Origin of the sequence: Streptomyces sp. NPDC016459, assembly GCF_040632845.1 — a bacterium.
Taxonomy (GTDB): domain Bacteria; phylum Actinomycetota; class Actinomycetes; order Streptomycetales; family Streptomycetaceae; genus Streptomyces.
Genome location: NZ_JBEYCR010000002.1, coordinates 97,589 through 121,058, shown reverse-complemented (window position 1 = coordinate 121,058; position 23,470 = coordinate 97,589). Strand labels below are relative to the sequence as shown.

General features: G+C 73.0%; 21 protein-coding genes. 8 read left to right on the top strand and 13 right to left on the bottom strand.

The genetic code is table 11. The annotated features are described in order from the left end of the window. Positions 1 to 284: 284 nt before the first annotated feature. Genes ABZ567_RS06025 through ABZ567_RS06015 form a run of 3 tightly spaced genes read left to right on the top strand, consistent with a single transcriptional unit; the run spans position 285 to position 2,651 of the window. Entirely contained in the window at positions 285 to 782 is a 498-nt protein-coding gene (locus ABZ567_RS06025; RefSeq protein WP_360785243.1) for a methylated-DNA--[protein]-cysteine S-methyltransferase, read from the top strand. Beyond that, positions 779 to 1,402 carry an alpha-ketoglutarate-dependent dioxygenase AlkB gene (locus ABZ567_RS06020; RefSeq protein WP_360785242.1) on the top strand — a complete coding sequence of 208 codons (624 nt, stop codon included), beginning with the start codon at positions 779 to 781 and terminating at the stop codon, positions 1,400 to 1,402. Before ABZ567_RS06025 ends, ABZ567_RS06020 begins: the two co-directional genes overlap by 4 nt. 10 nt (positions 1,403 to 1,412) lie before the next feature. Continuing rightward, on the top strand, positions 1,413 to 2,651 hold the full coding sequence (locus ABZ567_RS06015; protein ID WP_360785240.1) for an amino acid permease: 1,239 nt from the start codon (positions 1,413 to 1,415) through the stop codon (positions 2,649 to 2,651). Positions 2,652 to 2,669: 18 nt separating this feature from the next. On the opposite strand, the gene ABZ567_RS06010 is transcribed toward ABZ567_RS06015, so the two are convergent. The 12 genes from ABZ567_RS06010 to ABZ567_RS05955 form a co-directional block, all read right to left on the bottom strand. Then, positions 2,670 to 3,068: a YccF domain-containing protein gene (locus tag ABZ567_RS06010; protein WP_360785238.1), complete on the bottom strand. Its 399-nt coding sequence runs from the start codon at positions 3,066 to 3,068 to the stop codon at positions 2,670 to 2,672. Then, positions 3,065 to 3,928, bottom strand: coding sequence for a zinc metalloprotease HtpX (gene htpX, locus ABZ567_RS06005; protein ID WP_360785236.1), 864 nt, complete (start codon positions 3,926 to 3,928; stop codon positions 3,065 to 3,067). The genes ABZ567_RS06010 and htpX overlap by 4 nt, the downstream gene beginning before the upstream one ends. Before the next feature lie 230 nt (positions 3,929 to 4,158). Further along, positions 4,159 to 5,706, bottom strand: a complete 1,548-nt coding sequence (locus ABZ567_RS06000) for an NADH-quinone oxidoreductase subunit N (RefSeq protein WP_360785234.1) — start codon at positions 5,704 to 5,706, stop codon at positions 4,159 to 4,161. Then, complete coding sequence (locus tag ABZ567_RS05995) at positions 5,703 to 7,280, bottom strand: NADH-quinone oxidoreductase subunit M (RefSeq protein WP_360786479.1); 1,578 nt, start codon at positions 7,278 to 7,280, stop codon at positions 5,703 to 5,705. The genes ABZ567_RS06000 and ABZ567_RS05995 overlap by 4 nt, the downstream gene beginning before the upstream one ends. 27 nt (positions 7,281 to 7,307) lie before the next feature. Further along, on the bottom strand, positions 7,308 to 9,287 hold the full coding sequence (locus ABZ567_RS05990; protein WP_360785233.1) for an NADH-quinone oxidoreductase subunit L: 1,980 nt from the start codon (positions 9,285 to 9,287) through the stop codon (positions 7,308 to 7,310). Next, a complete protein-coding gene (gene nuoK / locus ABZ567_RS05985; protein ID WP_360785231.1) occupies positions 9,284 to 9,670 on the bottom strand; it encodes an NADH-quinone oxidoreductase subunit NuoK in 387 nt (128 codons plus the stop codon). Before nuoK ends, ABZ567_RS05990 begins: the two co-directional genes overlap by 4 nt. Further along, positions 9,670 to 10,227 carry an NADH-quinone oxidoreductase subunit J gene (locus tag ABZ567_RS05980; protein WP_360785229.1) on the bottom strand — a complete coding sequence of 186 codons (558 nt, stop codon included), beginning with the start codon at positions 10,225 to 10,227 and terminating at the stop codon, positions 9,670 to 9,672. Before ABZ567_RS05980 ends, nuoK begins: the two co-directional genes overlap by 1 nt. Beyond that, positions 10,224 to 10,829: an NADH-quinone oxidoreductase subunit I gene (locus ABZ567_RS05975; protein ID WP_360785227.1), complete on the bottom strand. Its 606-nt coding sequence runs from the start codon at positions 10,827 to 10,829 to the stop codon at positions 10,224 to 10,226. Before ABZ567_RS05975 ends, ABZ567_RS05980 begins: the two co-directional genes overlap by 4 nt. After that, on the bottom strand, positions 10,830 to 11,798 hold the full coding sequence (locus ABZ567_RS05970; protein ID WP_360785225.1) for a complex I subunit 1 family protein: 969 nt from the start codon (positions 11,796 to 11,798) through the stop codon (positions 10,830 to 10,832). Further along, positions 11,795 to 13,252 (bottom strand): NADH-quinone oxidoreductase subunit C, encoded by a 1,458-nt coding sequence (locus ABZ567_RS05965; RefSeq protein ID WP_360785224.1) that lies wholly within the window; start codon positions 13,250 to 13,252, stop codon positions 11,795 to 11,797. Before ABZ567_RS05965 ends, ABZ567_RS05970 begins: the two co-directional genes overlap by 4 nt. Beyond that, positions 13,249 to 13,812, bottom strand: coding sequence for an NADH-quinone oxidoreductase subunit B family protein (locus ABZ567_RS05960; protein ID WP_360785222.1), 564 nt, complete (start codon positions 13,810 to 13,812; stop codon positions 13,249 to 13,251). Before ABZ567_RS05960 ends, ABZ567_RS05965 begins: the two co-directional genes overlap by 4 nt. Further along, the gene (locus ABZ567_RS05955; protein WP_360785220.1) at positions 13,803 to 14,231 is read right to left on the bottom strand and encodes an NADH-quinone oxidoreductase subunit A; all 429 of its coding nucleotides are present in this window, start codon (positions 14,229 to 14,231) and stop codon (positions 13,803 to 13,805) included. The genes ABZ567_RS05960 and ABZ567_RS05955 overlap by 10 nt, the downstream gene beginning before the upstream one ends. A gap of 146 nt (positions 14,232 to 14,377) precedes the next feature. Between ABZ567_RS05955 and ABZ567_RS05950 the strand changes: the two genes are divergently transcribed. The 5 genes from ABZ567_RS05950 to ABZ567_RS05930 all read left to right on the top strand — a co-directional run bounded on the left by ABZ567_RS05950 (position 14,378) and on the right by ABZ567_RS05930 (position 21,211). Then, positions 14,378 to 15,559 carry a sensor domain-containing protein gene (locus tag ABZ567_RS05950; RefSeq protein WP_360785218.1) on the top strand — a complete coding sequence of 394 codons (1,182 nt, stop codon included), beginning with the start codon at positions 14,378 to 14,380 and terminating at the stop codon, positions 15,557 to 15,559. A 136-nt stretch (positions 15,560 to 15,695) separates the two neighbouring features. Next, positions 15,696 to 16,982: a sensor domain-containing protein gene (locus tag ABZ567_RS05945; RefSeq protein ID WP_360785216.1), complete on the top strand. Its 1,287-nt coding sequence runs from the start codon at positions 15,696 to 15,698 to the stop codon at positions 16,980 to 16,982. A 275-nt stretch (positions 16,983 to 17,257) separates the two neighbouring features. After that, a complete protein-coding gene (locus ABZ567_RS05940; RefSeq protein WP_360786477.1) occupies positions 17,258 to 17,917 on the top strand; it encodes a response regulator transcription factor in 660 nt (219 codons plus the stop codon). A 299-nt stretch (positions 17,918 to 18,216) separates the two neighbouring features. After that, a complete protein-coding gene (locus ABZ567_RS05935) occupies positions 18,217 to 20,157 on the top strand; it encodes a 2-oxoacid:acceptor oxidoreductase subunit alpha (protein WP_360785214.1) in 1,941 nt (646 codons plus the stop codon). Further along, positions 20,150 to 21,211: a 2-oxoacid:ferredoxin oxidoreductase subunit beta gene (locus ABZ567_RS05930; protein ID WP_360785212.1), complete on the top strand. Its 1,062-nt coding sequence runs from the start codon at positions 20,150 to 20,152 to the stop codon at positions 21,209 to 21,211. The genes ABZ567_RS05935 and ABZ567_RS05930 overlap by 8 nt, the downstream gene beginning before the upstream one ends. Positions 21,212 to 21,264: 53 nt before the next feature. On the opposite strand, the gene ABZ567_RS05925 is transcribed toward ABZ567_RS05930, so the two are convergent. Further along, positions 21,265 to 23,466, bottom strand: a complete 2,202-nt coding sequence (locus tag ABZ567_RS05925) for a bifunctional serine/threonine-protein kinase/ABC transporter substrate-binding protein (RefSeq protein ID WP_360785210.1) — start codon at positions 23,464 to 23,466, stop codon at positions 21,265 to 21,267. Positions 23,467 to 23,470: the final 4 nt, after the last annotated feature.

Below are 23,470 nucleotides of genomic sequence, written 5' to 3'. Positions count from 1 at the left end.
CCACAGGCCGTGGACCACGCCCGAAAGGGGGCGCGCGCGAGGGCACAGCGAGGGCACACGACCACGAATAACGTCGCGAAACAGCGACAATCACTGTGAGTAGTATCTGCACGTCAGCCACCCTTCCTTGGGCTCCTTGCAGGTCAGAGGCTCGTGCGGGCGGTACGTGAACTACCGCTGACCCGGCTGCCCGGTCGACGCTCGCGTCCGAATACCGCCAGCCCGTGGCTCGGCGGCCCCGCACACTGGAACGTGGAAGGCCCGTGCGGGGAGAGGAACCAGCCATGACCGTGTACGCGTACGTCGACGGCCCCCTGGGCGAGATGCTGCTCGTCGGGCAGCTCGCCGGAGGGGGCCGTGCCGTGCTGCGCTCGCTGTCCCTGCCGGGGCAGAAGGGGGCCGTCGCGGTCGAGGACGGCTGGGCGCCGGCGCCCGGGGCGTTCGACGAGGTCGCCGGGCAGTTGGGCGAGTACTTCGCCGGACGCCGGGACCGGTTCGACCTGCCGCTCGCGAGCGACGTCGGGACCCTGTTCCAGCGGCGCGTCTGGGAGGCCCTCGAGGAGATCCCGTACGGCACGACCGTCTCGTACGGGGAGATCGCCCGGCGGGTCGGTTCCTCCGGCGCCGGGGTCCGGGCCGTGGGGACGGCGATCGGGCGCAATCCGCTGCTTCTGGTGCGGCCCTGTCACCGGGTGATCGGGGCCGACGGGAGTCTGCGGGGGTACGCCGCCGGGATCGACCGGAAGGAACGGCTCCTCGCCCTCGAAGGGGTCCTCGTGTGACCGAGGGGCTCTTTCCCCGCGAGCGGGCGGAGATCGCGCCCGGCGCCGTGCACGTGCCCGCGTGGCTCCCGTTCGCGCGGCAGCGGGAGCTGGTGGAGGCCTGCCGGGAGTGGGGACGCGGGCCCGTGCCGTACCGGCGGACCGTGCTGCCCGGCGGGGGTGTCATGTCGGTGCGGACACTGTGCCTGGGGCGGCAGTGGGTGCCGTACCGCTATCTCGACACCGTGGGCGTCGAGCTGCCCGACCGGCTCGTGGCCCTGGGCCGGGAGGCGCTCGTGGAGGCGTACGGCGACGACGGCGGTTTCACTCCCGACACCGCGCTCGTGAACTTCTACGCGCCGGGGGCGCGGATGGGCATGCACCAGGACCGGGAGGAGCGTTCGGGTGCGCCGGTGGTGTCGCTGAGCCTCGGGGACCGGTGTGTGTTCCGCTTCGGGAACGAGGAGAACCGGGGGCGGCCGTACCAGGACGTCGAGCTGGCCTCCGGCGATCTCTTCGTCTTCGGCGGCGCCTCGCGGTGGGTTCATCACGGGGTGCCCAAGGTGTATCCGGGGACGGCCGAACCGGCGCTCGGTCTCGTCGGACGACTCAACATCACGCTGCGGGAGACCGGGCTCTAGGCTGCCGCGCATGAGTCCAGAGTTGCGCCGGTCCCTCGGCGTCTTCGACGCGGTCGTGATCGGGCTCGGCGCCATGGTGGGGGCCGGGATCTTCGTCGCGCTCGGGCCCGCCGCCGGGGCGGCCGGGTCGGGGGGCGGGCTGCTCGGCGCGCTCGCCGTCGCCGCCGTCGTCGCGTACTGCAACGCGATGGCGTCGGCCCGGCTCGCGGCCCGCCACCCCAGCTCCGGCGGCACCTACGTGTACGGTCGCGAACGCCTCGGGTCCTTCTGGGGCTATCTGGCCGGCTGGGCCTTCGTGGTGGGCAAGACGGCCTCGTGCGCGGCGATGGCCCTGACGGTCGGGGCGTACGTGTGGCCGGGGCACGCGCACACGGTGGCGGTGGCCGCCGTGGTGGCCCTGACAGCCGTCAACTACGGGGGAGTTCAGAAGTCGGCGCTGCTCACGCGCATCATCGTGGCCCTGGTCCTCGCCGTCCTCGCCGCCGTCTGCGTGGTGTCCCTCGGGGCCGGTGGGACGGCGCCGCTCGCGTCCGGCGACGAGGTCACGGCGGGCGGAGTGCTCCAGGCCGCGGGTTTGCTCTTCTTCGCATTCGCGGGGTACGCGCGGATCGCCACGCTCGGCGAGGAGGTCCGTGATCCGGCCCGGACGATTCCCCGGGCGGTGCCGATGGCGCTCGGGATCGCCCTCGTCGTGTACGTGCTCGTCGCGGTGAGCGTGCTGGCCGTCCTCGGTCCCGCGGCCCTCGCCGCCTCCCCCGTCCCGCTGGTCGACGCGGCCCGTGCGGCGGGCGCCGCCTGGCTCGTACCGGTGGTGACCGCGGGCGCGGCGGTGGCGGCGCTCGGCTCGCTGCTGTCACTGATCCTCGGGGTGTCCCGCACGACGCTCGCGATGGCGCGGGACGGGTACCTGCCGACCGCGCTCGCCGCCGTGCACCCCCGCTTCCAGGTGCCGCACCGGGCGGAGCTGGCGGTGGGCGCGGTGGTGGCCCTGGTGGCGGCGACGGCGGACGTGCGGGGCGCGATCGGCTTCTCGTCGTTCGGGGTGCTCGTCTACTACGGGATCGCGAACGCCTCCGCGTGGACCCTGGGCGGGCGGGCCCGGCCGCTCGCCGCGCTCGGTCTCGCGGGGTGCGGGGCGCTCGCGCTCGCGCTGCCGCTGGGGTCGGTCCTGGCGGGGTCGGGGGTCGTCGCGGTCGGCGTGGTGGCGTGGGCCGCCGGTCGGCGACGGCCTGTGCCTCCCGGGGCCTGATCGACAGGCGGGCCCTGGCTAGCGGCCCGCGTACCCGTGTGCCTGGTCCGTGGGGACGATGTCCTTGCCGAGGGGCAGCAGGGACACCGGGATCAGTTTGAAGTTCGCGATGCCGAGCGGGATGCCGATGATCGTGATGCACAGGGCGATGCCGGTGGTGATGTGGCCGAGGGCGAGCCACCAGCCGGCCAGGATCAGCCACAGGACGTTGCCGATGAGGGAGGGGGCGCCCGCGTCGCGGCGGTCGACGACCGTGTGCCCGAAGGGCCACAGGGCGTAGATCCCGATGCGGAAGGCGGCGAGCCCGAAGGGGACGCCGATGATCGTGATGCAGAGCAGGGCGCCCGCGAGCATGTAGCCCAGGAACATCCAGAATCCGCACAGGATCAGCCAAATGACGTTGAGGATCGTCTTCACGGGCGGTGACCTGCCATCTGTTCGAGCCGGGCGATGCGCTCGGCCATCGGCGGATGGGTGGAGAACATCCTGGACATGCCCTGACCGGGCCGGAACGGGTTCGCGATCATCATGTGGCTCGCGGTCTCGATCCGGGGCTCCGCGGGCAGCGGCAGTTGCTTGGTGCCCGCGTCCAGCTTCCGCAGGGCGCTGGCCAGGGCGAGCGGGTCGCCGGTGAGCTGGGCGCCCGAGGCGTCGGCCTCGTACTCGCGGGAGCGGGAGATGGCGAGCTGGATGACCGAGGCGGCGACGGGTCCGAGGATCATGATCAGGAGCATCCCGAGCAGTCCGGGGCCGTCGTCGTCGTTGGAGCGGCCGACGGGGATCAGCCAGGCGAAGTTGACCAGGAACAGGATCACGGAGGCCAGCGCTCCGGCGACCGAGGAGATGAGGATGTCCCGGTTGTAGACGTGGCTGAGCTCATGGCCGATGACCCCGCGCAGCTCCCGCTCGTCGAGGAGCGCGAGGATGCCCTCGGTGCAGCAGACGGCGGCGTTGCGCGGGTTCCGGCCGGTCGCGAAGGCGTTCGGCGCCTGGGTCGGCGAGATGTAGAGCCGGGGCATGGGCTGGCGCGCCTGTGTGGAGAGCTCCCGCACCAGCCGGTAGAGCGCGGGCGCCTCGAACTCGCTGACCGGACGGGCGCGCATGGCCCGCAGTGCCAGCTTGTCGCTGTTCCAGTACGCGTACGCGTTGGTGCCGAGCGCCACGAGGACCGCGACGAGCAGCCCCGTACGTCCGAAGAAGCTGCCGATGACGATGATGAGGGCGGAGAGCCCTCCGAGGAGTACGGCGGTCCTCAGCCCGTTGTGCCGGCGGTGCACGGTACGCCCTCCAAGTCGTGCGGCAGGGGAACCCTTTGCTTCGTGGTCGTCCACTGGTCCAGTGGACCCTTCCGTACTGGTCAACGCCAGGCGGGAGGTTCGGGTTCCCCCGGCCGCACCGGGGGCGCTGTGCGCCGTTCGGGTCGGAGGGGTGTCGGAGGGGCTGCCGGAGGGCTTGGAGAGGGGGCTGGGAGAGAGGGACCGTCCGCGGCGGCCGGCAGCGGCCGCTGTCAGAAGAGGGTGTTCGCGGCGAAGCGGAGGGCGAACTGCGGGTAACCCGAGAGGACGGCTCCGGCGGCGGCGGTCAGCGCGATCGCCAGCGTGATCGGCACGGGGGTCCTGCGGGCGGCGTGCGCCGTCGGCTGCTCGGCGGTCCCTTCCGGCGCCCGGAACAGCAGGGCCGTCCAGCGGAGGTAGTAGTACAGGGCGATCACGACGTTGATGCCCATGACCACGGCCAGCCAGCCGAGGCCCGCGTCGACGGCCGCCGAGAAGACGGTCACCTTGGCGAAGAGGCCGATGATGCCCGGGGGCAGACCGGCCAGGTTCAGCAGGAAGAAGGCGAGCGCGAGGGCGGCGGCGGGGCTCGCCGCGTACAGGCCGCGGTAGTCCGCGATCCGGTTCGCGGGGTGGCGGCGGGCGACGAGCGCGACCACCGCGAACGCGCCGAGGTTCACCACGGCGTACATCAGGGCGTACGCGACGGTGGCGCCGATCTGGTCGTCGCTGGAGTACGCGGCGGCGGCGATCGGCACCAGGAGGTAGCCCGCCTGGGCGACGGAGGACCAGGCGAGCAGCCGGACCGCGCTCCACGCGCGCGTGGAGACCTGGCGCAGGGCGGCGACGTTGCCCGCGGTCATGGTGAGCGCGGCGAGGACGGCGAGCGCCGGGCCCCACACGTCCGCGTACGAGGGGAACGCGACGACCGTCACCAGGATGAGCCCGGTGAAGCCGACGGCCTTGCCGACCACCGAGAGGTAGGCGGCGACGGGCAGCGGGGCGCCGACGTACGTGTCGGGCACCCAGAAGTGGAAGGGGACGGCGGCCGTCTTGAACGCGAAGCCGACGAGAGTGAGGGCCACGCCCGCCTCGGCGAGCGTCTGGAGCTGGCCGGGGACGTCGTCGAGGCGCTGGGCGAGCTCCGTGAGGTGAAGGGTGCCGGTCGCCGCGTACACGAAGCTGGCCCCGAGGAGGGTGACGGCGGTCGCGGTCACGGAGGAGAGGAAGAACTTGAGCGCCGCCTCCCCCGACCTGCGGTCACCGCGCTTGAGGCCGACGAGCGCGAAGGCGGGCAGCGAGGCCACCTCCAGGGCGACGACGAGGGTCGCGAGGTCGCGGGAGGCGGGCAGGAGGGCGGCGCCCGCGGCCGAGGACAGCAGCAGGAACCAGAACTCGCCGGCCGGCAGCTTCTCCCGGGCCCCCGTCGGCGTGCCGCGCCCGAGCGGGCCGCTCGTCTCGGTGAGCGAGAGCAGCGCCGTCAGGAGCGCGCCGCCGAGGACGAGTAGCTGGATGACCAGGGTGAAGTGGTCGGCGGTGTAGCTGCACGCCCTGACCTGGGTGTCCGCGGTGAGGCAGAAGGTGGAGCGGTCGCCGGCCCGCAGCGGCACGAGGAGGGCGAGGGCGGCGACGAGGCCGCCGATCGCGGTCCAGCCGAGGAGCCGCTTGCGCTCCTCGGGGACGAACAGGTCGGCGACGAGGACGACGAGGGCGATCACGGCCGTCAGGGTGGGGGGCGCGATCGTGAGCCAGTCGACGGACTGGACGAGCGACGACGTCACTGGGTGCCTCCGGCGAGGAGCTTCTGGACGGCCGGGTCGGTGAGGCCGAGGAGGACGGCGGGCCAGAGTCCGGCGAGGACGGTGAGGGCGACGAGCGGGGTCCAGGCGGCGAACTCGTACCCCTGGATGTCGGCGATCGGCGTCTCCCCGGCGGGTCGGGGGCCGCCCATGCAGACGCGGCGGACGACGAGGAGGAGGTACGCGGCGGTGAGGAGGGTGCCGAAGGCGCCGATCGCCATGAAGGTGAGGAAGGCGGGGCGGCTGAGACCCTCGGCCGGCTCGAAGGCGCCGAACAGGGCCAGCATCTCGCCCCAGAAGCCGGCCAGGCCCGGCAGGCCGAGGGAGGCGACGGCGGCGAAGGCGAGGAACGCGCCGAGGCGGGGGGCGCGGCCGTAGAGGGCGGCGCCCGTGGCGCCCGCGAGGGTGTCGAGGTCGGCGGTGCCGTACCGGTCCTTGACCGCGCCGACCAGGAAGAAGAGCAGGCCGGTGACGAGACCGTGGGCGACGTTGGCGAAGAGGGCGCCGTTGACCCCGGTGGGGGTCATGGTGGCGATGCCGAGGAGGACGAAGCCCATGTGGCCGACGGAGGAGTACGCGATGAGGCGCTTGAGGTCGCCCTTGTTGCCGGGCCTGGCGAGGGCGAGGCAGGCGAGCGATCCGTAGATGATCCCGGCGACGGCGAAGGCGCCGAGGTACGGGGCGAAGGTCCGCATCCCGTCGGGGGCGATCGGCAGCAGGATCCGGACGAAGCCGTAGGTGCCCATCTTGAGCAGGACACCGGCGAGGAGGACCGAGCCGACGGTCGGGGCGGCGGTGTGGGCGTCCGGGAGCCAACTGTGGAGCGGCCACATCGGGGTCTTCACCGCGAGTCCGATCCCGATCGCGAGAACGGCGATGACCTGCACGGACGTGGTCAGTCCCCGGCCGTTGTCAGTGGCGAGTGCCACCATGTCGAACGTGCCCGCCTTCACACCGATGAGGAGCAGGCCGAGCAGCATGACGACGGAGCCGAGCAGCGTGTAGAGGATGAACTTCCAGGCGGCGGCCTGCCTGCCCTCGCCGCCCCAGCGGGCGATGAGGAAGTACATCGGGATGAGGACCATCTCGAAGGCCAGGAAGAACAGGACGAGGTCGAGGACGGCGAAGGTGGCGAGGGTGCCGGACTCCAGCACGAGGAGGAGCGCGACGAAGCCCTTGGGGGACGTGCCCGGAGCCCGCGGCGTCAGCCGCTGATGTTGCTGCGTGAAGTAGCTGTACAGCGCGCAGAGGAAGCTCAGGAGCGCGGTCAGGACGAGGAGGGGGAGGGAAATGCCGTCGACACCGAGGTGGATGCGCACGTCGAGTGCCCTGATCCAGCTGATGTCCGTCGTGGCCTGCATCCTCGACGGCTGGTCGTGGTCGAACCCGAGGGTGAGGACGATCGCGGCGATGAGGATCACGCCGGTCACGGTCACGCCGTGGCGGAGCACGGCCTGGTCCGGGGACCTCCCCTTCAGCCCGGGCGGGGCCGGGAGGAGCGCGGCGGCCGCGCCGAGAAGCGGCCCGGCCACGATGAACGCGAGAAGGAACTGCATCACGGATTCGCTGATATCGATCACGGCTCACGCTCCGGCGGCGGCGTTGGCGAGGGCGACTGCGGCGATCACCAGGACGACGGAGCCGGCGAGCAGGGCGCTCAGATAGGTCTGGACGTTGCCGGTCTGGGCGCGGCGGACGAGCCAGCCGAGACCCTTGGCGGAGTCGCCCGCGGCCCGGACGTAGGTGTCGACGACCTCGCGGTCCAGGAAGCGGACCAGGGAGGCGGCGGCGAGGACGGGCCGGACGAACGCCGTCCGGTAGACGGCGTCCAGGTGGAAGCCGTCACCGGCGGGACCGTGCAACGGCCCGAGGAGTGCGCGGCCGGGGTCGGCCGGGTCCTCCGCCGGGTGCGGCAGGCGCAGCGCCTCGGACTCCACCAGGCCCGCGTCGGCGTCCGGGTGGGCGACGTGGGGCGCGGGGGCGGCGACCGGGGTCCTGGCGGCGAGGGTGCGCCAGACGGCGTAGGTGACGGCCGCTCCGGCGACGGCGAGGCCCGTGCCCACGACGGCGGTGGTGACGGTCGGGGTGAGGGCGTGGCCGTCGAACCAGTCGTCGAGGTACGTGACGGTCAGACCGAAGCCGAGGGAGGGGATCGCGAGGACCCACAGGACGGTGGTCATGGCGAGCGGCTGGCGGCCGTGGTCCGGGGCTTGGGCGCCCCGGCCGCGGAAGGTCCGCAGCCAGAGGCGGAGCGCGTACGCGGCGGTGAGCAGCGCGGTCAGCAGGCCCGCGACGAGGACGGTCCAGCCGGCCCCCGCGGGGGCGACGGTCCGGTCCCCCAGCGCGGTGTGCTCGGCGGCCACGAGGACGGCCTCCTTGGAGAAGAAGCCGGCGAAGGGCGGGATAGCGGCGAGCGCGAGGAGGGCGACGGTCATCGTCCAGTACGCGTCGGGGATGCGCTTGGCCAGGCCGCTCATGCGGGACATGGCGGTCAGCGAGTTCGTACCGGCGGCGTGGATGACGGCGCCGGCGGCGAGGAAGAGCAGCGCCTTGAACGCGGCGTGCGAGAGGAGGTGGAAGACGGCGGCCCCCCGGTCGCCGACGGCGAGGGCACCGGCCATGTAGCCGAGTTGGCCGATCGTCGAGTAGGCGAGGACCCGTTTGATGTCGTCCTGGGCGAGCGCGGCGAGCGCCGAGCCGACCATCGTGACCGCGGCCATCACGGCGAGCACGGTCATCGCGGCGGCGGAGGCGGCGAAGACGGGCAGCAGCCGGGCCGTGAAGTAGATACCGGCGGCGACCATCGTCGCCGCGTGGATGAGCGCGGAGACGGGGGTGGGGCCGGCCATGGCGTCGGGGAGCCAGGTGTGCAGGGGGAACTGCGCCGACTTGCCCGCCACACCGGCGAGCAGCAGCAGCGCGATGAGGGTGGGGTGGTCGAGGCCGCCGCTCGCGACGGCGCCGAGGACACCCGTGATCCGGAAGGTGCCCGCGTCGGCGGCGAGGGCGAAGAGACCGATGAGGAAGGGGACGTCACCGAGCTTGGTGACGAGGAAGGCCTTCAGGGAGGCGGCCCGCGCCTCGGGGGTCTCCCAGTAGTGACCGACGAGGAAGTACGAGCAGATGCCCATGATCTCCCAGCCGACCAGGAGCACCATCAGGTCGCCGGAGTAGACGACGAGCAGCATCGCGGAGGTGAAGAGGGAGACGAGCGCGGCGTACGAGGGGTAGCGGGGGTCCTCGCGGAGGTAGCCGGTCGAGTAGATCTGCACGCAGGTCGCGACGACGCCGACGAGGACGGCGACGAGGGCCGCGAAGCCGTCGATGTGCAGGGCCAGGTCGATGGGGACCGAGCCGGTGGGGGTGAGCTGGGTGGCGGCGTCGATCGCCTTGCCTCCGCCCTGCCGGGCGGCGACCCACACGGCCAGGACGGCGGCGGCGAGCGTCGGCAGCACGGCGAGCGGGCGGACGAGCCCGGGCGCGGTGCGGCCGATGAGGAGTCCGGCGACGGAGCCGAGGAACGGCAGGAGGGGGACGAGGACGGCGAGGGTCGTGGTGGTCACGCGGTGGCCTCGGCCTTCTCGCCGGCGGGCGTGTCGTCGGCGGACGTGTCCTCTGCGGGCATGTCTTCGGCGGACGGGACTTCCGCGGTGTCACGGAGGCGGTCGACGTCCGCGGTGCCCTTGTTGCGGTGGACCATCAGGACGATGGCGAGACCGATGCCGATCTCCGCCGCGGCGATCGCGATGGTGAAGAGGGTGAGGGCCTGGCCGGCGTGGAGGGTGTCGCGGAGCCAGACGTCGAACGCGACCAGGTTGAGGTTGACGGCGTTGAGCATCAGCTCGACGGACATCAGGACCAGGATCGCGTTGCGGCGGGCGAGGACGCCGTACACGCCGATGGCGAAGAGGAGGGCGGCGAGGACGGCCGGGTAGACGAGATGCATCAGCGCTCCTCCTCCTTTTTCTTCCGGGAGAGCACGATGGCGCCGACCAGGGCGGCCAGGAGGAGGACGGACAGCGCTTCGAACGGCAGCACCCAGTGCCGGAACAGGATCGCGCCGGTCACCTCGGTGGAGCCCTGCACGGCTCCGTCCAGGTCGATCCAGGTCGTACGGAACGCGTCGACGACGACCCAGACGAGCGCGGCCGCGGCGGATAGGGCGACCGCGAGGGCGACGGGCCGATTGCGGGAGTCGGCGTCCGGGGAGCGGCCGATGGGGGCCTTGGTGAGCATGAGGCCGAAGAGGAGGAGGACGACGACGGAGCCCACGTAGATCAGGACCTGGACCCAGGCGATGAACTCGGCGGTCAGGAGCAGGTACTCCACGGCGAGGCCGCCGAGCGCCACGACCAGCCAGAGCGCGGCGTGGACGAGCTGGCGGGTGGTGACCGTGACGAGGGCCGCGCCGAGGGTGACGAGGCCGACGAGGACGAAGGCGATCTCGACGCCGGTCGGGGAGAGGAAGCCGTGGGTCTGCTGTGCTGCGGCGGCGAGGGTCACTGCTGCTCCTCCTCGGCCTCGGCCTGGGCGGCTGCGGTGGCGGCGGCCTGGGCTTCGGCCTCGGCCTGGGCGGCCGCTGCTGCGGCTGCGGCCTTCTCGGCGGCCTTGCGGGCCGCCGCGATCTCCTTCGGTTCCTCGGCCGCCGGGTCGAGCGCGGGCGGTTCCGGGACCGTCCACATCCACTCGCGGAGCTTGTCGCGCTCGTGGGTGAGCTCGTGGATGTCGGTCTCCGCGTACTCGAACTCGGGCGACCAGAACAGCGCGTCGAACGGGCAGACCTCGATGCAGATGCCGCAGTACATGCAGAGCGAGAAGTCGATGGCGAAGCGGTCGAGGACGTTCCGGCTGCGCTCGCGGCCGCCGGGGGCGGCGGCCGGCACCGTCTCCTTGTGGGAGTCGATGTAGATGCACCAGTCGGGGCACTCGCGGGCGCAGAGCATGCAGACCGTGCAGTTCTCCTCGAACAGCCCGATGACCCCGCGGGTGCGGGGCGGCAGCTCGGGCTGGACGTCCGGGTACTGCGCGGTGACGGTCCTCTTCGTCATCGTGCGGAGGGTGACGGCGAGGCCCTTGGCGAGGCCGGAGCCGGGGATCGGAGCCATTTAGTTGATCGCCACCTTCACGATGCCGGTCAGCGCGATCTGCGCGAGGGCGAGCGGGACGAGCGTCGTCCAGGCCAGCTTCTGGAGCTGGTCCTCCCGCAGGCGCGGGTAGCTCACCCGCAGCCAGATCACGACGAACGCCAGGACGGCGGTCTTCAGGAGCGTCCAGACCCAGCCGAGACCGTCCGCGCCGAGGGGGCCGTGCCATCCGCCGAGGAACAGGACGGTGGTGAGACCGCAGAGCACGACGATGCCGGCGTACTCGGCGAGCAGGAAGAGGGCGAAGCGGAGGCCGGTGTACTCGGTGTACGCGCCGAAGATGATCTCCGAGTCGGCGACCGGCATGTCGAACGGGGGCCGCTGGAGCTCCGCGAGGCCCGCCACGAAGAAGACGAGGGCGCCGACGATCTGCCAGGGCACCCACCACCACGCGAAGGCGTCGAGGATGCCGGGGAGGGAGACGGTGCCGGCGGCCATGGCGACGGAGGCGGCGGCGAGGAGCATCGGGAGTTCGTACGCGAGGAGCTGCGCGGCGGTACGGAGGCCGCCGAGCAGCGAGAACTTGTTCGCGGACGCCCAGCCGGCCATCAGGCTGCCGAGGACGCCGACGCCCATCACGGCCAGCACGAAGAAGATGCCCGCGTCGACGACCTGGCCGACGGCCCCCTCGCTCGGGCCGATCGGGATCGCGACGAGGACGAGGAGGTACGGGAGGAGGGCGACGGCCGGCGCGAGCTGGAAGACCCGGCGGTCGGCGTCCTTCGGGACCACGTCCTCCTTCTGCGCGAACTTCACGCCGTCGGCGACGAGCTGGGCCCAGCCGTGGAAACCGCCGGCGTACATGGGGCCGAGGCGGCCCTGCATGTGGGCCATGACCTTGTGCTCGGTCTGACCGACGACGAGGGGCAGCACGAGGAAGACGGCGAAGACGACGAGCAGCCGGAGGGCGACGTCGAGTACGTCGTTCACGCGGGATCGCCTCCGGCGGGGGTGGTGGGGTCGGTGTCGTCGCCCCGCGGGGCGGGGCCGTGCGGGGCGGGGCCCTGCGGGGCGGGCGGGTCGTCGGACTTGGCGGGCTCGGCGGGCTCGGCGGGCTCGGCGGGCTCGGCGGGCTCGGGTGCCGGTTCCTTGGCCCGCGGGGCGGGGCCGGACTCGGACGGGGCCTCCGGGGTCGCCCGGGTATCCGGCTCGGCCGGGGCCTCCGGGGTCGGCCCAGCCGGGGTCTCCGGCGTCGGCGCGGCCGTCGGCTCCGGCGTCTGCTCCGGCGTCGGCGCGGCCGTCGGCTCCGGCGTCGGCCCCGGCGTCGTCGGCTCCTCGTCGAAAGCCGGCCGGGCGTGGTGCCAGGGGGCGTCCGAGCTGCGGGTACGCGAAGGGGCCGGACCGGCGGACGGCTCCGTAGCCGCGTCGGCAGCGGAGGGCGACTGGCTCGCCGATCCGTCGGACGCCGAGCGCGAGCGGCGGGGCCCGGGCGCCGGGGCCTCGGCGCCCGTCGTGCCCGCTTCCGCCGCCACATCGGCAGCGGCGGGCGGCGGGGACGCCAGGGCTTCAGCGCCCGTCGCGCCCCGCTCGGGGGCCGGTCGGCTCGTCGGGGCCCCGGCGCCCGGCGTGCCCGGTTCCGGGGCCGCCTCGGTGGTGGGCGGCTGGGTCGCCGAGCCCTCCGATACCGAGCGGGTGCGGCGGGTCGTCGGGGGTTCGGTGGGGGCGTCCGGTGCGGGGGGCACGGCGGGGGTCTGGCTCGCCGAGCCCTCTCCCACCGAGCGGGCACGGCGGACCGGGCGGTCGCCTGTCGCCGCTCGGGCCGGGCGGTCTCCCGTCGCTCGGGCCGGTCGGGCCGGGGCCGGGGGGAGCTGGCCCTTCAGGGGGCCCCACTCGTTGGGATCCGGGACGCCCGGGGGGAGCATCTGGCGGCGCTTCGGGCCGCCGCCGTCGTGCGACTCGCCCGGTTCCTTCGCGCCCGGCCACGCCTTGGCGACCCGGGCCGCCAGGACGAAGTCCTTGCGGAGCGGGTGGCCCTCGAAGTTCTCCGGGAGGAGGAGGGGGACGAGGTGCGGGTGGCCCGTGAAGTCCACGCCGAACATCTCGTGGGTCTCGCGCTCGTGCCACCCCGCGCCCGCGTACACCCCGATCGCCGTGGGGAGGGCGGGGGCGGAGTGCGGCACCGTCGTACGGAGGAGGAGGCGGCGCGGGCGGCCCTCCGTGAGCGACACGACGTGCGCGCAGACCCGGAAGCCCGTGCCCGGCTCGTCGACCGCGCTCAGCCAGTCGAAGTACGTGCAGCCCAGTGCGTCGCGGGCCGTCGTGAGCGCCGCGATCCAGGACGTCGGCGGGACGTCGACGGTCAGCAGGTCGTACGCCCGCTCGGCCGTCGCCTCCTCGCCGAAGACCTCCGTGACGGAGTCGGGGAGCGTGTCGTAGGCGGTCATGCCGTGCCCTCCGGCCGCGGGACCAGGGGGCTGGTCAGCTGGGAGACCGAGGCGGCCGTCGCGTACCGGTCCGCCAGGCTCTCCCGCGCGATCTTCTCCTGGAGCTTGAGGATGCCCTGGAGGAGCGCCTCGGGGCGGGGCGGGCAGCCCGGGACGTAGACGTCGACCGGGATGATCTGGTCGACGCCCTTGGTCACCGCGTACGAGTCCCAGTAGGGGCCGCCGCAGTTCGAGCAGGCGCCGAAGGAGATGACGTACTTCGGTTCCGGCATCTGCTCGTACAGGCGCTTCACCGCCGGCGCCATCTTGTCCGTCACCGTGCCCGAGACGATCATCAGGTCGGCCTGGCGGGGGCCCGGCGCGAAGGGGATGACGCCGAGGCGGATGAAGTCGTGCCGGGCCATCGACGCGGCGATGAACTCGATCGCGCAGCAGGCGAGCCCGAAGTTGAAGACCCAGAGGCTGTAGCGGCGGCCCCAGTTCAGGACCACCTTCATCGGCTCGGGGGCCAGGCGGGCGAGCGGCCCCAGCGTGGGAGCGGGCAGGGGTGTCACATCCATGCCAGGACGCCCTTCTTGTACGCGTAGAGCAGCCCCACGGCCAGGAAGCCGAGGAAGACGAACATCTCGACCAGGGTCGTGGCGCCGTAGCCGGGCGCCGCGAAGACCGTCGCCCAGGGGAAGAGGAAGATCGAGTCGACGGCGAAGACGACGTAGAGGAAGGCGTACACGTAGTAGCGGACCTGGGTGTGCGCCCAGCCCTCCCCCACGGGGTCGACGCCGCACTCGTACGTGAGGAGTTTCTCGGGCGTCGGCACGACGGGCCGCAGCAGCCGGCCCGCGCCGAACGCCACGGCGACGAAGAGCACGCCCACGACGGCGAGCAGGCCGACGACGGAGTACGTCTGGAAGTAGTCCGCCGCGTCGGCCGCGACAACGGTCGGTTCCCGCACGTCCGCCCCTCGGTCTCGGTGTCTCATGAGTCACTTCTGTACGGACGCGAGTCTAGGCCCTGCTAAAGGGACCGTAAGCAGTCGCGTGGGCGCTGCCGGTGGGGATATCCCCCCTGCCGCTCACCCACCTCCCCCATGGCGTCGCGCGGTGCCCGACCGGCAGTCTGGGGAGCATGACCGCTGATCTTGACTCCGCCGGTGCCTCCGGCTCCACCGTCGCCCCGCATCCGCCCCGGCGTACCGCCTACGGCAAGGAGACCTGGAAGGAGATCGCCTTCCTCCTCTCCAACCTGTTCACGGCCGTGGTCGGCTTCGTCTACGCGGTGGTGAGCGTGCTCCTCGGCGTGGGGCTCTCGGTCACCGTGATCGGTCTTCCGCTGCTCGCCCTCGGCCTCGGCGGCGCCCGCCTGATCGGCCGGTCGGAGCGGGCGCGGGCGCGCGGGCTGCTCGGGGTGGAGGTCGCGGAGCCGTCCCCGCTGCCGTCGCGGGGCGGCTTCTTCGGCTGGCTGTGGTCCAGGCTGAAGGACCCGGTGGCGTGGCGGACGCAGTTGTACGGGCTGATCCGGCTGCCCTGGGGGATCGTGACCTTCACGGTCGGCCTGGTCTCGCTGGTCCTCCTCTGGCCCGTTCTGCCCTTCATCTCCCGGCACCTGGCCGGCGCCGACCGGGGCATGGTGCGGGGCCTCCTGTCGCCCTCCGACGAGCTGGAGCGGCGGATCGCCGAGCTGGAGTCGGACCGGGGCGTGGTCGTGGACACCGCCGCGGCGGACCTGCGGCGCATCGAGCGGGACCTGCACGACGGGGCGCAGGCCCGGCTCGTCGCCCTGGCGATGGGGCTCGGCCTGGCGAAGGAGAAGCTCCTCGACGACCCGGACGCGGCCGCGGTCATGGTCGACGAGGCGCACGGCGAGGTGAAGCTCGCGCTCCAGGAGCTGCGGGACCTCGCGCGGGGCATCCATCCGGCGGTCCTCACCGACCGGGGGCTGAGTGCCGCGCTGTCCTCCGTCTCGGCGCGGTGCACGGTGCCGGTGAAGGTGACGGTGGACCTGACGGAGCGGCCGGCGGAGGCCATCGAGGGCATCGCGTACTTCACGGTGTCGGAGCTGCTCCAGAACGTCTCCAAGCACGCGCGTGCCCGGTCAGCTTCCGTGGAGGTGTGGCGGGCGAAGGACCGGCTGCTGCTCCAGGTACGGGACGACGGGGCGGGCGGGGCGCGCTTCGACGGCGGTACGGGGCTCGCGGGGCTCGCGGAGCGGCTCGGCTCGGTGGACGGGCTCCTCGTCCTGGACTCGCCGGAGGGCGGCCCGACGACGGTCACGGCGGAACTGCCGTGGCGGTCGCGACCGGAGCGGTGACGGCCGGGACGGTGCCCCCGTCGGCGCCGGTAGGGAAAACCCCCGGGCGTAGACGCCCACCCGCCTCATGGTCCGGCCGGTCCCGGAACGGAACCCTGGAACACGTACGCACCTCACTTACCGAAGGACCCCCGCCATGGCCTCCGCCCGACTTCCCGCCGCGATCCGCGCGCCGTTCGAGGCCCGCACCTGGCGCGCCCTCCTCCACGTGCTGGTCGGGCTGCCGCTGAGCGTCTGCTGGTTCGCGCTCTCCGTGGCCTTCGTCTCGGCCGGGGCCGGGCTGCTCATCACGTTCCTCGGCGTGCCGATCCTGGCCGGGGCGCTGGCGATGTGCCGGGGCTTCGGCGCGGTGGAGCGGGCGCGGGCGCGCGCGCTGCTCGATCTCGACGTGCGGACCCCCGAGCCGGTGCGGGGCAGGACCGGCGGGGCGTTCTCGTGGATGGGGGCCATGCTGAAGAGCGGGGCGTCGTGGCGGCACCTGCTGTACGCGGTGGTGCACATGCCGTGGGCGGTGTTCTCGTTCTCGGTAACGGTGGCGTTCTGGTCGTGGGGCTGGGGCCTCTTCACGTATCCGCTGTGGCGGTGGGTGTTCCCCGCGTACCTGGGGCAGGACGGGATCCAGCTGTACGGGGACGGTTCCCGCGACCTGTACCTCGACTCCCCCTTCGAGGTCGCCGTGACCAGCCTGGTCGGGCTGCTGTTCGTGCTGGTCGGGCCGTGGCTGCTGCGCGGGTTCGTCGCCGTCGACCGGCTCCTGGTCTCCGGGCTCCTCGGCCCCTCGCGGCTCGCGACCCGGGTGACGGAGCTGGAGTCGGACCGGGGCCTGGTCGTCGACACCGCCGCGGCCGACCTGCGGCGCATCGAGCGGGACCTGCACGACGGGGCGCAGGCGCGGCTGGCCGCGCTCGCCATGGACCTGGGTCTCGCGAAGGAGAAGCTGGCGGAGGACCCGCAGGCGGCGGCGGTGCTCGTCGGCGAGGCCCACGGCGAGGTGAAGCTCGCGCTGCAGGAGCTGCGGGACCTGGCCCGGGGCATCCACCCGGCGGTCCTCACCGACCGGGGGCTCGACGCGGCGCTCTCGGCGGTCGCCTCCCGGTGCGCGGTGCCGGTGTCGGTGGACGTGGACCTGCCGGCCAGGCCGGTCCCGGCGATCGAGGGCATCGCGTACTTCACGGTCTCGGAGCTGCTGCGGAACGTGACGGCGCACGCGAGGGCGCGGCGGGCGTGGGTGGACGTGTGGCGGACGGGCGACCGGCTGATGCTCCAGGTGCGGGACGACGGGGTGGGCGGGGCGGAGTCGGTGGCGGGGCGGAGTCTGGCGGGGCTCGCGGAGCGGGTGGGGGCGGTGGACGGGGTGCTCGCGGTGGACTCGCCGTCGGGGGGGCCGACGACGGTGACGGCGGAGCTGCCCTGGCGCTCGTGACGCACGGGTGGGAAGCGGAGGGGGACGTCCCGGTCGGGGCGTCCCCTCCGCGTGTCCCGGTCGGGGCGTCCCCTCCGGGCGTCCCGGTCGGGGCGTCCCCCTCCGGGCGTCCCGCCGGGGCGACCCACTCCGCGCGTCCCCGGTGGGAGCACTGCTCACCAGGCGTCCCGTCGGGGCATTGCTCACCGGTGGGGGCCGCGCAGTGCCATGCTGGGGGCCGCATTCGGCGATACGAAACATGGGGGCTGTGCGGCGTGGGTGGGCGAGACGGTGCGGTGCGGGTGGTCATCGCAGAGGATTCGGTGCTGCTCAGGGAGGGCCTGACCCGGCTCCTGACCGATCTGGGGCATGAGGTCGTCGCCGGGGTCGGGGACGGGGAGGCGCTCGTCAAGACGGTGGCGGAGCTGGCGGACGAGGGCGCGCTGCCGGACGTCGTCGTGGCGGACGTGCGGATGCCGCCGACGCACACGGACGAGGGCGTGCGCGCGGCGGTGCGGCTGCGCAAGGAGTATCCGGGGCTGGGGGTCCTGGTCCTCTCGCAGTACGTGGAGGAGCAGTACGCCACCGAACTCCTCGCCGGTTCGAGCCGGGGTGTGGGGTATCTGCTGAAGGACCGGGTCGCGGAGGTCCGCGAGTTCGTGGACGCGGTCGTGCGGGTCGCCGGGGGCGGTACGGCCCTGGATCCGGAGGTCGTGCAGCAGCTGCTGGGCCGGAGCCGTCAGCAGGACGTGCTGGCGAACCTGACGCCGCGCGAGCGGGAGGTCCTCGGTCTGATGGCGGAGGGCCGGACGAATTCGGCGATCGCGAAGGCGCTGGTGGTGAGCGACGGCGCGGTGGAGAAGCACATCAGCAACATTTTCCTGAAGCTGGGTCTTTCACCGAGTGACGGCGATCATCGACGGGTACTCGCAGTGTTGACGTATCTGCGATCCTGATGATCTGACACTCTGTCAGGTAACACTGTCCGGTACCACCGCCGGGTACCGCTCGAAGCCCCAGGCCCACGGGATGGGGCGGAATCCGACATTCCGGAACCTTCGAGTGGCGACAGAATGTGACGATCCAGGGCAAGAGGGCATCTCAAAAAGAGGTCCAGGATGCGAGAAGTCCCGGGAGGGCCCGCCCTGCCGTCGTAGGGTGGGCCACGGGGACGGGCGGTGATCGGCCGACCGTGCCCCGAGCTCTCTCCCGCCTCCGGCGGAGAGTCCCCTTGCCGCGAGGGAGGTCCAGTTCCGTGACCAGTCAGGTCGACAGCGAGGCCGGTGAGGCCCTGCTCGGGGAGCAGCGCAGCGCCCCGGCGAAGCCGCACCAGGGCGCCGAGAAGGAAGTGCGCCGTCTCGACCGTGTGATCATCCGTTTCGCGGGTGACTCCGGTGACGGTATGCAGCTGACGGGTGACCGCTTCACCTCGGAGACGGCGTCCTTCGGGAACGACCTCTCCACGCTGCCGAACTTCCCGGCCGAGATCCGGGCGCCCGCCGGCACCCTGCCGGGTGTCTCGTCCTTCCAGCTCCACTTCGCCGACCACGACATCCTGACCCCGGGCGACGCCCCGAACGTGCTGGTCGCGATGAACCCGGCCGCCCTCAAGGCCAACCTCGGGGACGTGCCGCGCGGCGGCGAGATCATCGTCAACACCGACGAGTTCGCGCCCCGGGCGATGAAGAAGATCGGCTGGGACGTCTCCCCCCTCGAAGACGGCTCCCTCGACGGCTACCGGGTCCATCCGGTGCCGCTGACCACCCTGACGGTGGAGGCCCTCAAGGAGTTCGGTCTCTCCCGGAAGGAGGCCGAGCGCTCCAAGAACATGTTCGCGCTCGGACTGCTGTCCTGGATGTACCACCGGCCGACCGAGGGCACCGAGGCCTTCCTGCGGACCAAGTTCGCGAAGAAGCCGCAGATCGCCGAGGCCAACGTGGCCGCCTTCCGGGCCGGCTGGAACTTCGGCGAGACCACCGAGGACTTCGCCGTCTCCTACGAGATCGCCCCCGCGACCACGGCCTTCCCCACCGGCACCTACCGGAACATCTCGGGGAACCTGGCCCTGTCGTACGGGCTGATCGCGGCGGGCCGCCAGGCGGACCTGCCGCTCTACCTGGGCTCGTACCCGATCACCCCCGCGTCGGACATCCTGCACGAGCTGAGCCGGCACAAGAACTTCGGTGTGCGCACCTTCCAGGCCGAGGACGAGATCGCGGGCATCGGCGCGGTGCTCGGCGCGGCCTTCGGCGGGGCGCTGGCGGTGACCACCACCTCCGGGCCCGGTGTGGCGCTCAAGTCCGAGACGATCGGGCTCGCGGTCTCCCTTGAGCTGCCGCTGCTGATCGTCGACATCCAGCGCGGCGGCCCGTCGACGGGTCTGCCGACCAAGACCGAGCAGGCCGACCTCCTGCAGGCCATGTACGGCCGCAACGGCGAGGCGCCGGTGCCGGTCGTCGCGCCGAGGACGCCCGCCGACTGTTTCGACGCGGCGATCGAGGCGGCCCGGATCGCGCTCACCTACCGCACGCCGGTCTTCCTGCTCTCCGACGGCTACCTCGCCAACGGCTCCGAGCCCTGGCGCGTCCCGCAGGTCGAGGAGCTGCCCGACCTGCGGACCCTGTTCGCCACCGGGCCGAACCACACGCTCGACGACGGCACCGAGGTCTTCTGGCCGTACAAGCGCGACCCGGAGACCCTCGCCCGCCCGTGGGCCGTGCCCGGCACGCCCGGTCTCGAGCACCGCATCGGCGGCATCGAGAAGCAGGACGGCACCGGCAACATCTCGTACGACCCCGCCAACCACGAGTTCATGGTCCGCACCCGGCAGGCCAAGATCGACGGCATCGACGTCCCCGACATCGAGGTCGACGACCCGGACGGCGACGCGAACACCCTGGTCCTCGGCTGGGGCTCCACCTACGGGCCGATCACGGCGGCCGTCCGCCGCATCCGCAGGGCGGGCGGTCACATCGCCCAGGCCCATCTGCGGCACCTCAACCCCTTCCCGAAGAACCTCGGCGAGGTCCTGGGGCGGTACGGGAAGGTCATCGTCCCCGAGATGAACCTCGGGCAGCTCTCCACCCTCGTCCGGGCGAAGTACCTCGTCGACGCCCGCAGCCACACCCAGGTCAACGGCATGCCGTTCAAGGCCGAGCAGCTCGCCGCCGTCCTCAAGGAGGCCATCGATGCCTGAGCACACGGAGACCCTGCTGAGCCTGGTGCCGAAGGCCGAGGGCCGGCAGTCCATGAAGGACTTCAAGTCCGACCAGGAGGTCCGCTGGTGTCCGGGCTGCGGTGACTACGCGGTCCTCGCCGCCGTCCAGGGCTTCATGCCCGACCTGGGCCTGGCGAAGGAGAACATCGTCTTCGTCTCCGGCATCGGCTGCTCCTCCCGCTTCCCGTACTACATGAACACCTACGGGATGCACTCCATCCACGGCCGCGCCCCGGCCATCGCCACCGGTCTCGCCACCTCCCGCCGCGACCTGTCGGTGTGGGTCGTCACGGGTGACGGCGACGCGCTCTCCATCGGCGGCAACCACCTCATCCACGCCCTGCGCCGGAACGTCAACCTGAAGATCCTGCTCTTCAACAACCGGATCTACGGGCTGACCAAGGGGCAGTACTCGCCCACCTCCGAGGTCGGCAAGATCACCAAGTCGACGCCGATGGGCTCGCTCGACGCGCCCTTCAACCCGGTGTCGCTGGCGCTCGGGGCGGAGGCCTCGTTCGTGGCCCGTACGGTCGACTCCGACCGCAAGCACCTCACCGAGGTACTGCGGCAGGCCGCCGACCACGACGGCACGGCGCTCGTCGAGATCTACCAGAACTGCAACATCTTCAACGACGGCGCCTTCGAGGTCCTCAAGGACAAGGACCAGGCCAAGGAGGCGGTCATCCGCCTCACGCACGGGCAGCCGATCCGCTTCGGCGCCGAGGACGAGAAGGGCGTCGTCCGCGACCCGGTGACCGGCGACCTCCAGGTCGTCACGGTCACCCCGGAGAACGCGTCGCGGATCCTCGTCCACGACGCCCACGCGGCCACCCCGACCACCGCCTTCGCGCTCTCCCGGCTCGCCGACCCGGACACCCTCCACCAGACCCCCATCGGGGTGTTCCGTTCGGTGGAGCGGCCGGTGTACGACACGCTGATGGCGGACCAGCTGGAGACGGCTGTCGAGCGGTACGGCAAGGGCGACCTCGGCCAGCTCCTCGCGGGGAACGACACCTGGACGGTCGTCGGCTGACGGCCGGACGGAAGGGGCCCGGTCCGCGCACCTCGGCGGACCGGGCCCCTTCCTCATGTCCCGGCGGCCGCCGCCTTGTCGAACTCACCCAGGAACCGGGGCACTCCGCCCTTCACCTGCCAGAGGAAGAGCCCGATGATCGCCGCGACGCTGCTGTCCCGGCTGGCGGCCGAGTACTGGCGGACGAGCCCCTGGTACGGGGTCTGGCGCAGGCTGTTCGCCACCCCGGCCGCCAGCGACTCCGCGTTGTTCGCGACCGCCGTGCCGAGGGCCTGGACCGTCCAGCCGACCGCGTCGTACACCTCCGTGGCGTACGGCTCCACCGGCGTCGTCCGGGCGAGCCCCCAGCGCTTCCGGTACGCGGCGGTGAAGTCCTTCGCGGCGGGGACGCCGTCGGGGTCGGCGAAGGCCGTGCCGAAGTACCAGCCCTCGGCCGCGGGCCCCGCGAGCCGGAGGAACTCCGGGTGGAGCGCGGCCTCGGTGCCGCCCCGGGGCCCCCCGTACCCCTGGTCGCGCAGCGCCTCGGCACAGAGCGCGGCCCGGCGCGGTGAGGTCCCCACGTACATCACGCCCTGCGGGTCGGTGGCGAGCGCGGCCCGTACGGCCGGACCGAAGTCCTCGCTGTCGGCCTCGACGGGATGGGAGGTCGCGACCCCGCCGAGGCTCCGCGCGGGCGGGGAGGCCTTGATGCTCCTGACCGCGAACCAGGTGTCCCGGCCGCCGTCGCGGTCCTCCACGAGCGCGGTCCTGACGGCCTCGTGCTCGGAGAGGTAGCGCATGAAGGGCACGATCAGGGAGTCGGGCGAGGCACGCGGTTCGAAGTAGGTGCGTCTCATGGTCTGCCCCGGCACCGTGGTGCCGGTCGGCACCGAGGCGAGGACGCTGATCAACGGGACCGAGCGGTCGACGAGTTCGGCCACGGCGGCGATGACGCTCTTCTCCGTCGTCGGGCCGAGGACACCGATCAGGTTCTCGTCCTTCAGCAGGGTGCGGGTGGCGGCCGTGGCACGGGCCGCGTCCCCGCCGTCGTCCGCGACGCGCAGGACGAGGTCGAAGGAACGGTCCCGGCGGGCGTTGTGCGTCTCCACCGCCACCCTGGCCCCCCGTTCCTGAGCCCGGCCGTAGACCTTCAGGGGGCCGCTGAGGTCGGTGAGCAGCCCGAGCGTGTACGCGGGGAGCGGCGCCCCCGTCCCGCCACCGGTCCCGCCGGGCGTGCCCACGCCCGTGCCCCCGGCCGTCCGGCTCATGAGCCAGGCGGTCAGGCCGCCCGCGCCGACCAGGGCGGCCGCAGAGCCGCCCACCAGGAACCCGCGCCGCGAGAGGTTCTTCGCCGGCGCGGGACGTACGAGCAGCGTCGGTTCGGGGACCGGCAGGTCGAGGACCCGTGCCGAGCGCTGGGCGATGAGCGCGGGCAGGCCCGACGGCAGCCAGTCGCCCGCCGGGGCGTCGGCCTCCCCCAGCGCGGCCCGCACCTGCGCCGCCGTGGGCCGGGCCGCGGGATCCTTCGCCAGACAGGCCCTGACCAGGGGCAGGATCGTGTCCGGTACCTCGGCGAGGTCGGGTTCCTCGTGGACGGTCCGGTAGACGACGGCGGCCACCCCGCCCGTACCGAAGGGGCGTTCCCCCGTGAGCGCGTACGCGAGGACGCAGCCGAGCGAGAACACGTCGCTGGCGGGGCCGACCTCGCCCGCCCCCGTGGCCCGCGCCTGCTCGGGGGCGAGGAAGCCGGGGGTGCCGATCATGGCGTCGGTGGCGGTCAGCGCGGTCGCCCCGGCGGAGCGGGCGATGCCGAAGTCGATGAGCCGGGGACCGTCGAGGGCGAGCAGGACGTTGCCGGGCTTGACGTCCCGGTGGACGAGCCCGGCCTCGTGCATGCCGGCGAGCGCGGACGCGAGCCGGGCGCCCAGGGCCCGGACGGTCGGCTCGGGCAGGGCTCCGTGCAGGGCGACGGCCTCGGCGAGGGAGGGCCCCGGCACGTACTCGGTCGCCAGCCACGGTTCCCGGGCCTCCGGGTCGGCGCCCAGGACACGGACGACCCAGCGGCCGGTGATCCGCTCGGCGGCGCGGGCCTCGCGGCGGAACCGCTCCCGGAATCCCGGGTCGGCCGCGTGCTCGACGCGGATGAGCTTCAGCGCGGCGAGGGCCCCGCCGCCGGACCGGGCGAGGTACACCACGCCCATGCCGCCGGCGCCGAGGCGGCCGAGGAGCCGGTAGCCCGCGATCGAGGAGGGGTCGCCCCTGCGCAGTGGCTGCACGTCG

Bases quoted from the DNA above. Each gene is read 5' to 3' on its own strand.
- ABZ567_RS06015 (WP_360785240.1), top strand. From the start codon at position 1,413: ATGAGTCCAGAGTTGCGCCGGTCCCTCGGCGTCTTCGACGCGGTCGTG.
- ABZ567_RS05930 (WP_360785212.1), top strand. From the start codon at position 20,150: ATGCCTGAGCACACGGAGACCCTGCTGAGCCTGGTGCCGAAGGCCGAG.
- ABZ567_RS05950 (WP_360785218.1), top strand. From the start codon at position 14,378: ATGACCGCTGATCTTGACTCCGCCGGTGCCTCCGGCTCCACCGTCGCC.
- nuoK (WP_360785231.1), bottom strand. From the start codon at position 9,670: ATGCATCTCGTCTACCCGGCCGTCCTCGCCGCCCTCCTCTTCGCCATC.
- ABZ567_RS05975 (WP_360785227.1), bottom strand. From the start codon at position 10,829: ATGGCTCCGATCCCCGGCTCCGGCCTCGCCAAGGGCCTCGCCGTCACC.
- ABZ567_RS05960 (WP_360785222.1), bottom strand. From the start codon at position 13,812: ATGGATGTGACACCCCTGCCCGCTCCCACGCTGGGGCCGCTCGCCCGC.
- ABZ567_RS05965 (WP_360785224.1), bottom strand. From the start codon at position 13,252: ATGACCGCCTACGACACGCTCCCCGACTCCGTCACGGAGGTCTTCGGC.
- ABZ567_RS06025 (WP_360785243.1), top strand. From the start codon at position 285: ATGACCGTGTACGCGTACGTCGACGGCCCCCTGGGCGAGATGCTGCTC.
- ABZ567_RS05955 (WP_360785220.1), bottom strand. From the start codon at position 14,231: ATGAGACACCGAGACCGAGGGGCGGACGTGCGGGAACCGACCGTTGTC.
- ABZ567_RS05995 (WP_360786479.1), bottom strand. From the start codon at position 7,280: ATGCAGTTCCTTCTCGCGTTCATCGTGGCCGGGCCGCTTCTCGGCGCG.
- ABZ567_RS05945 (WP_360785216.1), top strand. From the start codon at position 15,696: ATGGCCTCCGCCCGACTTCCCGCCGCGATCCGCGCGCCGTTCGAGGCC.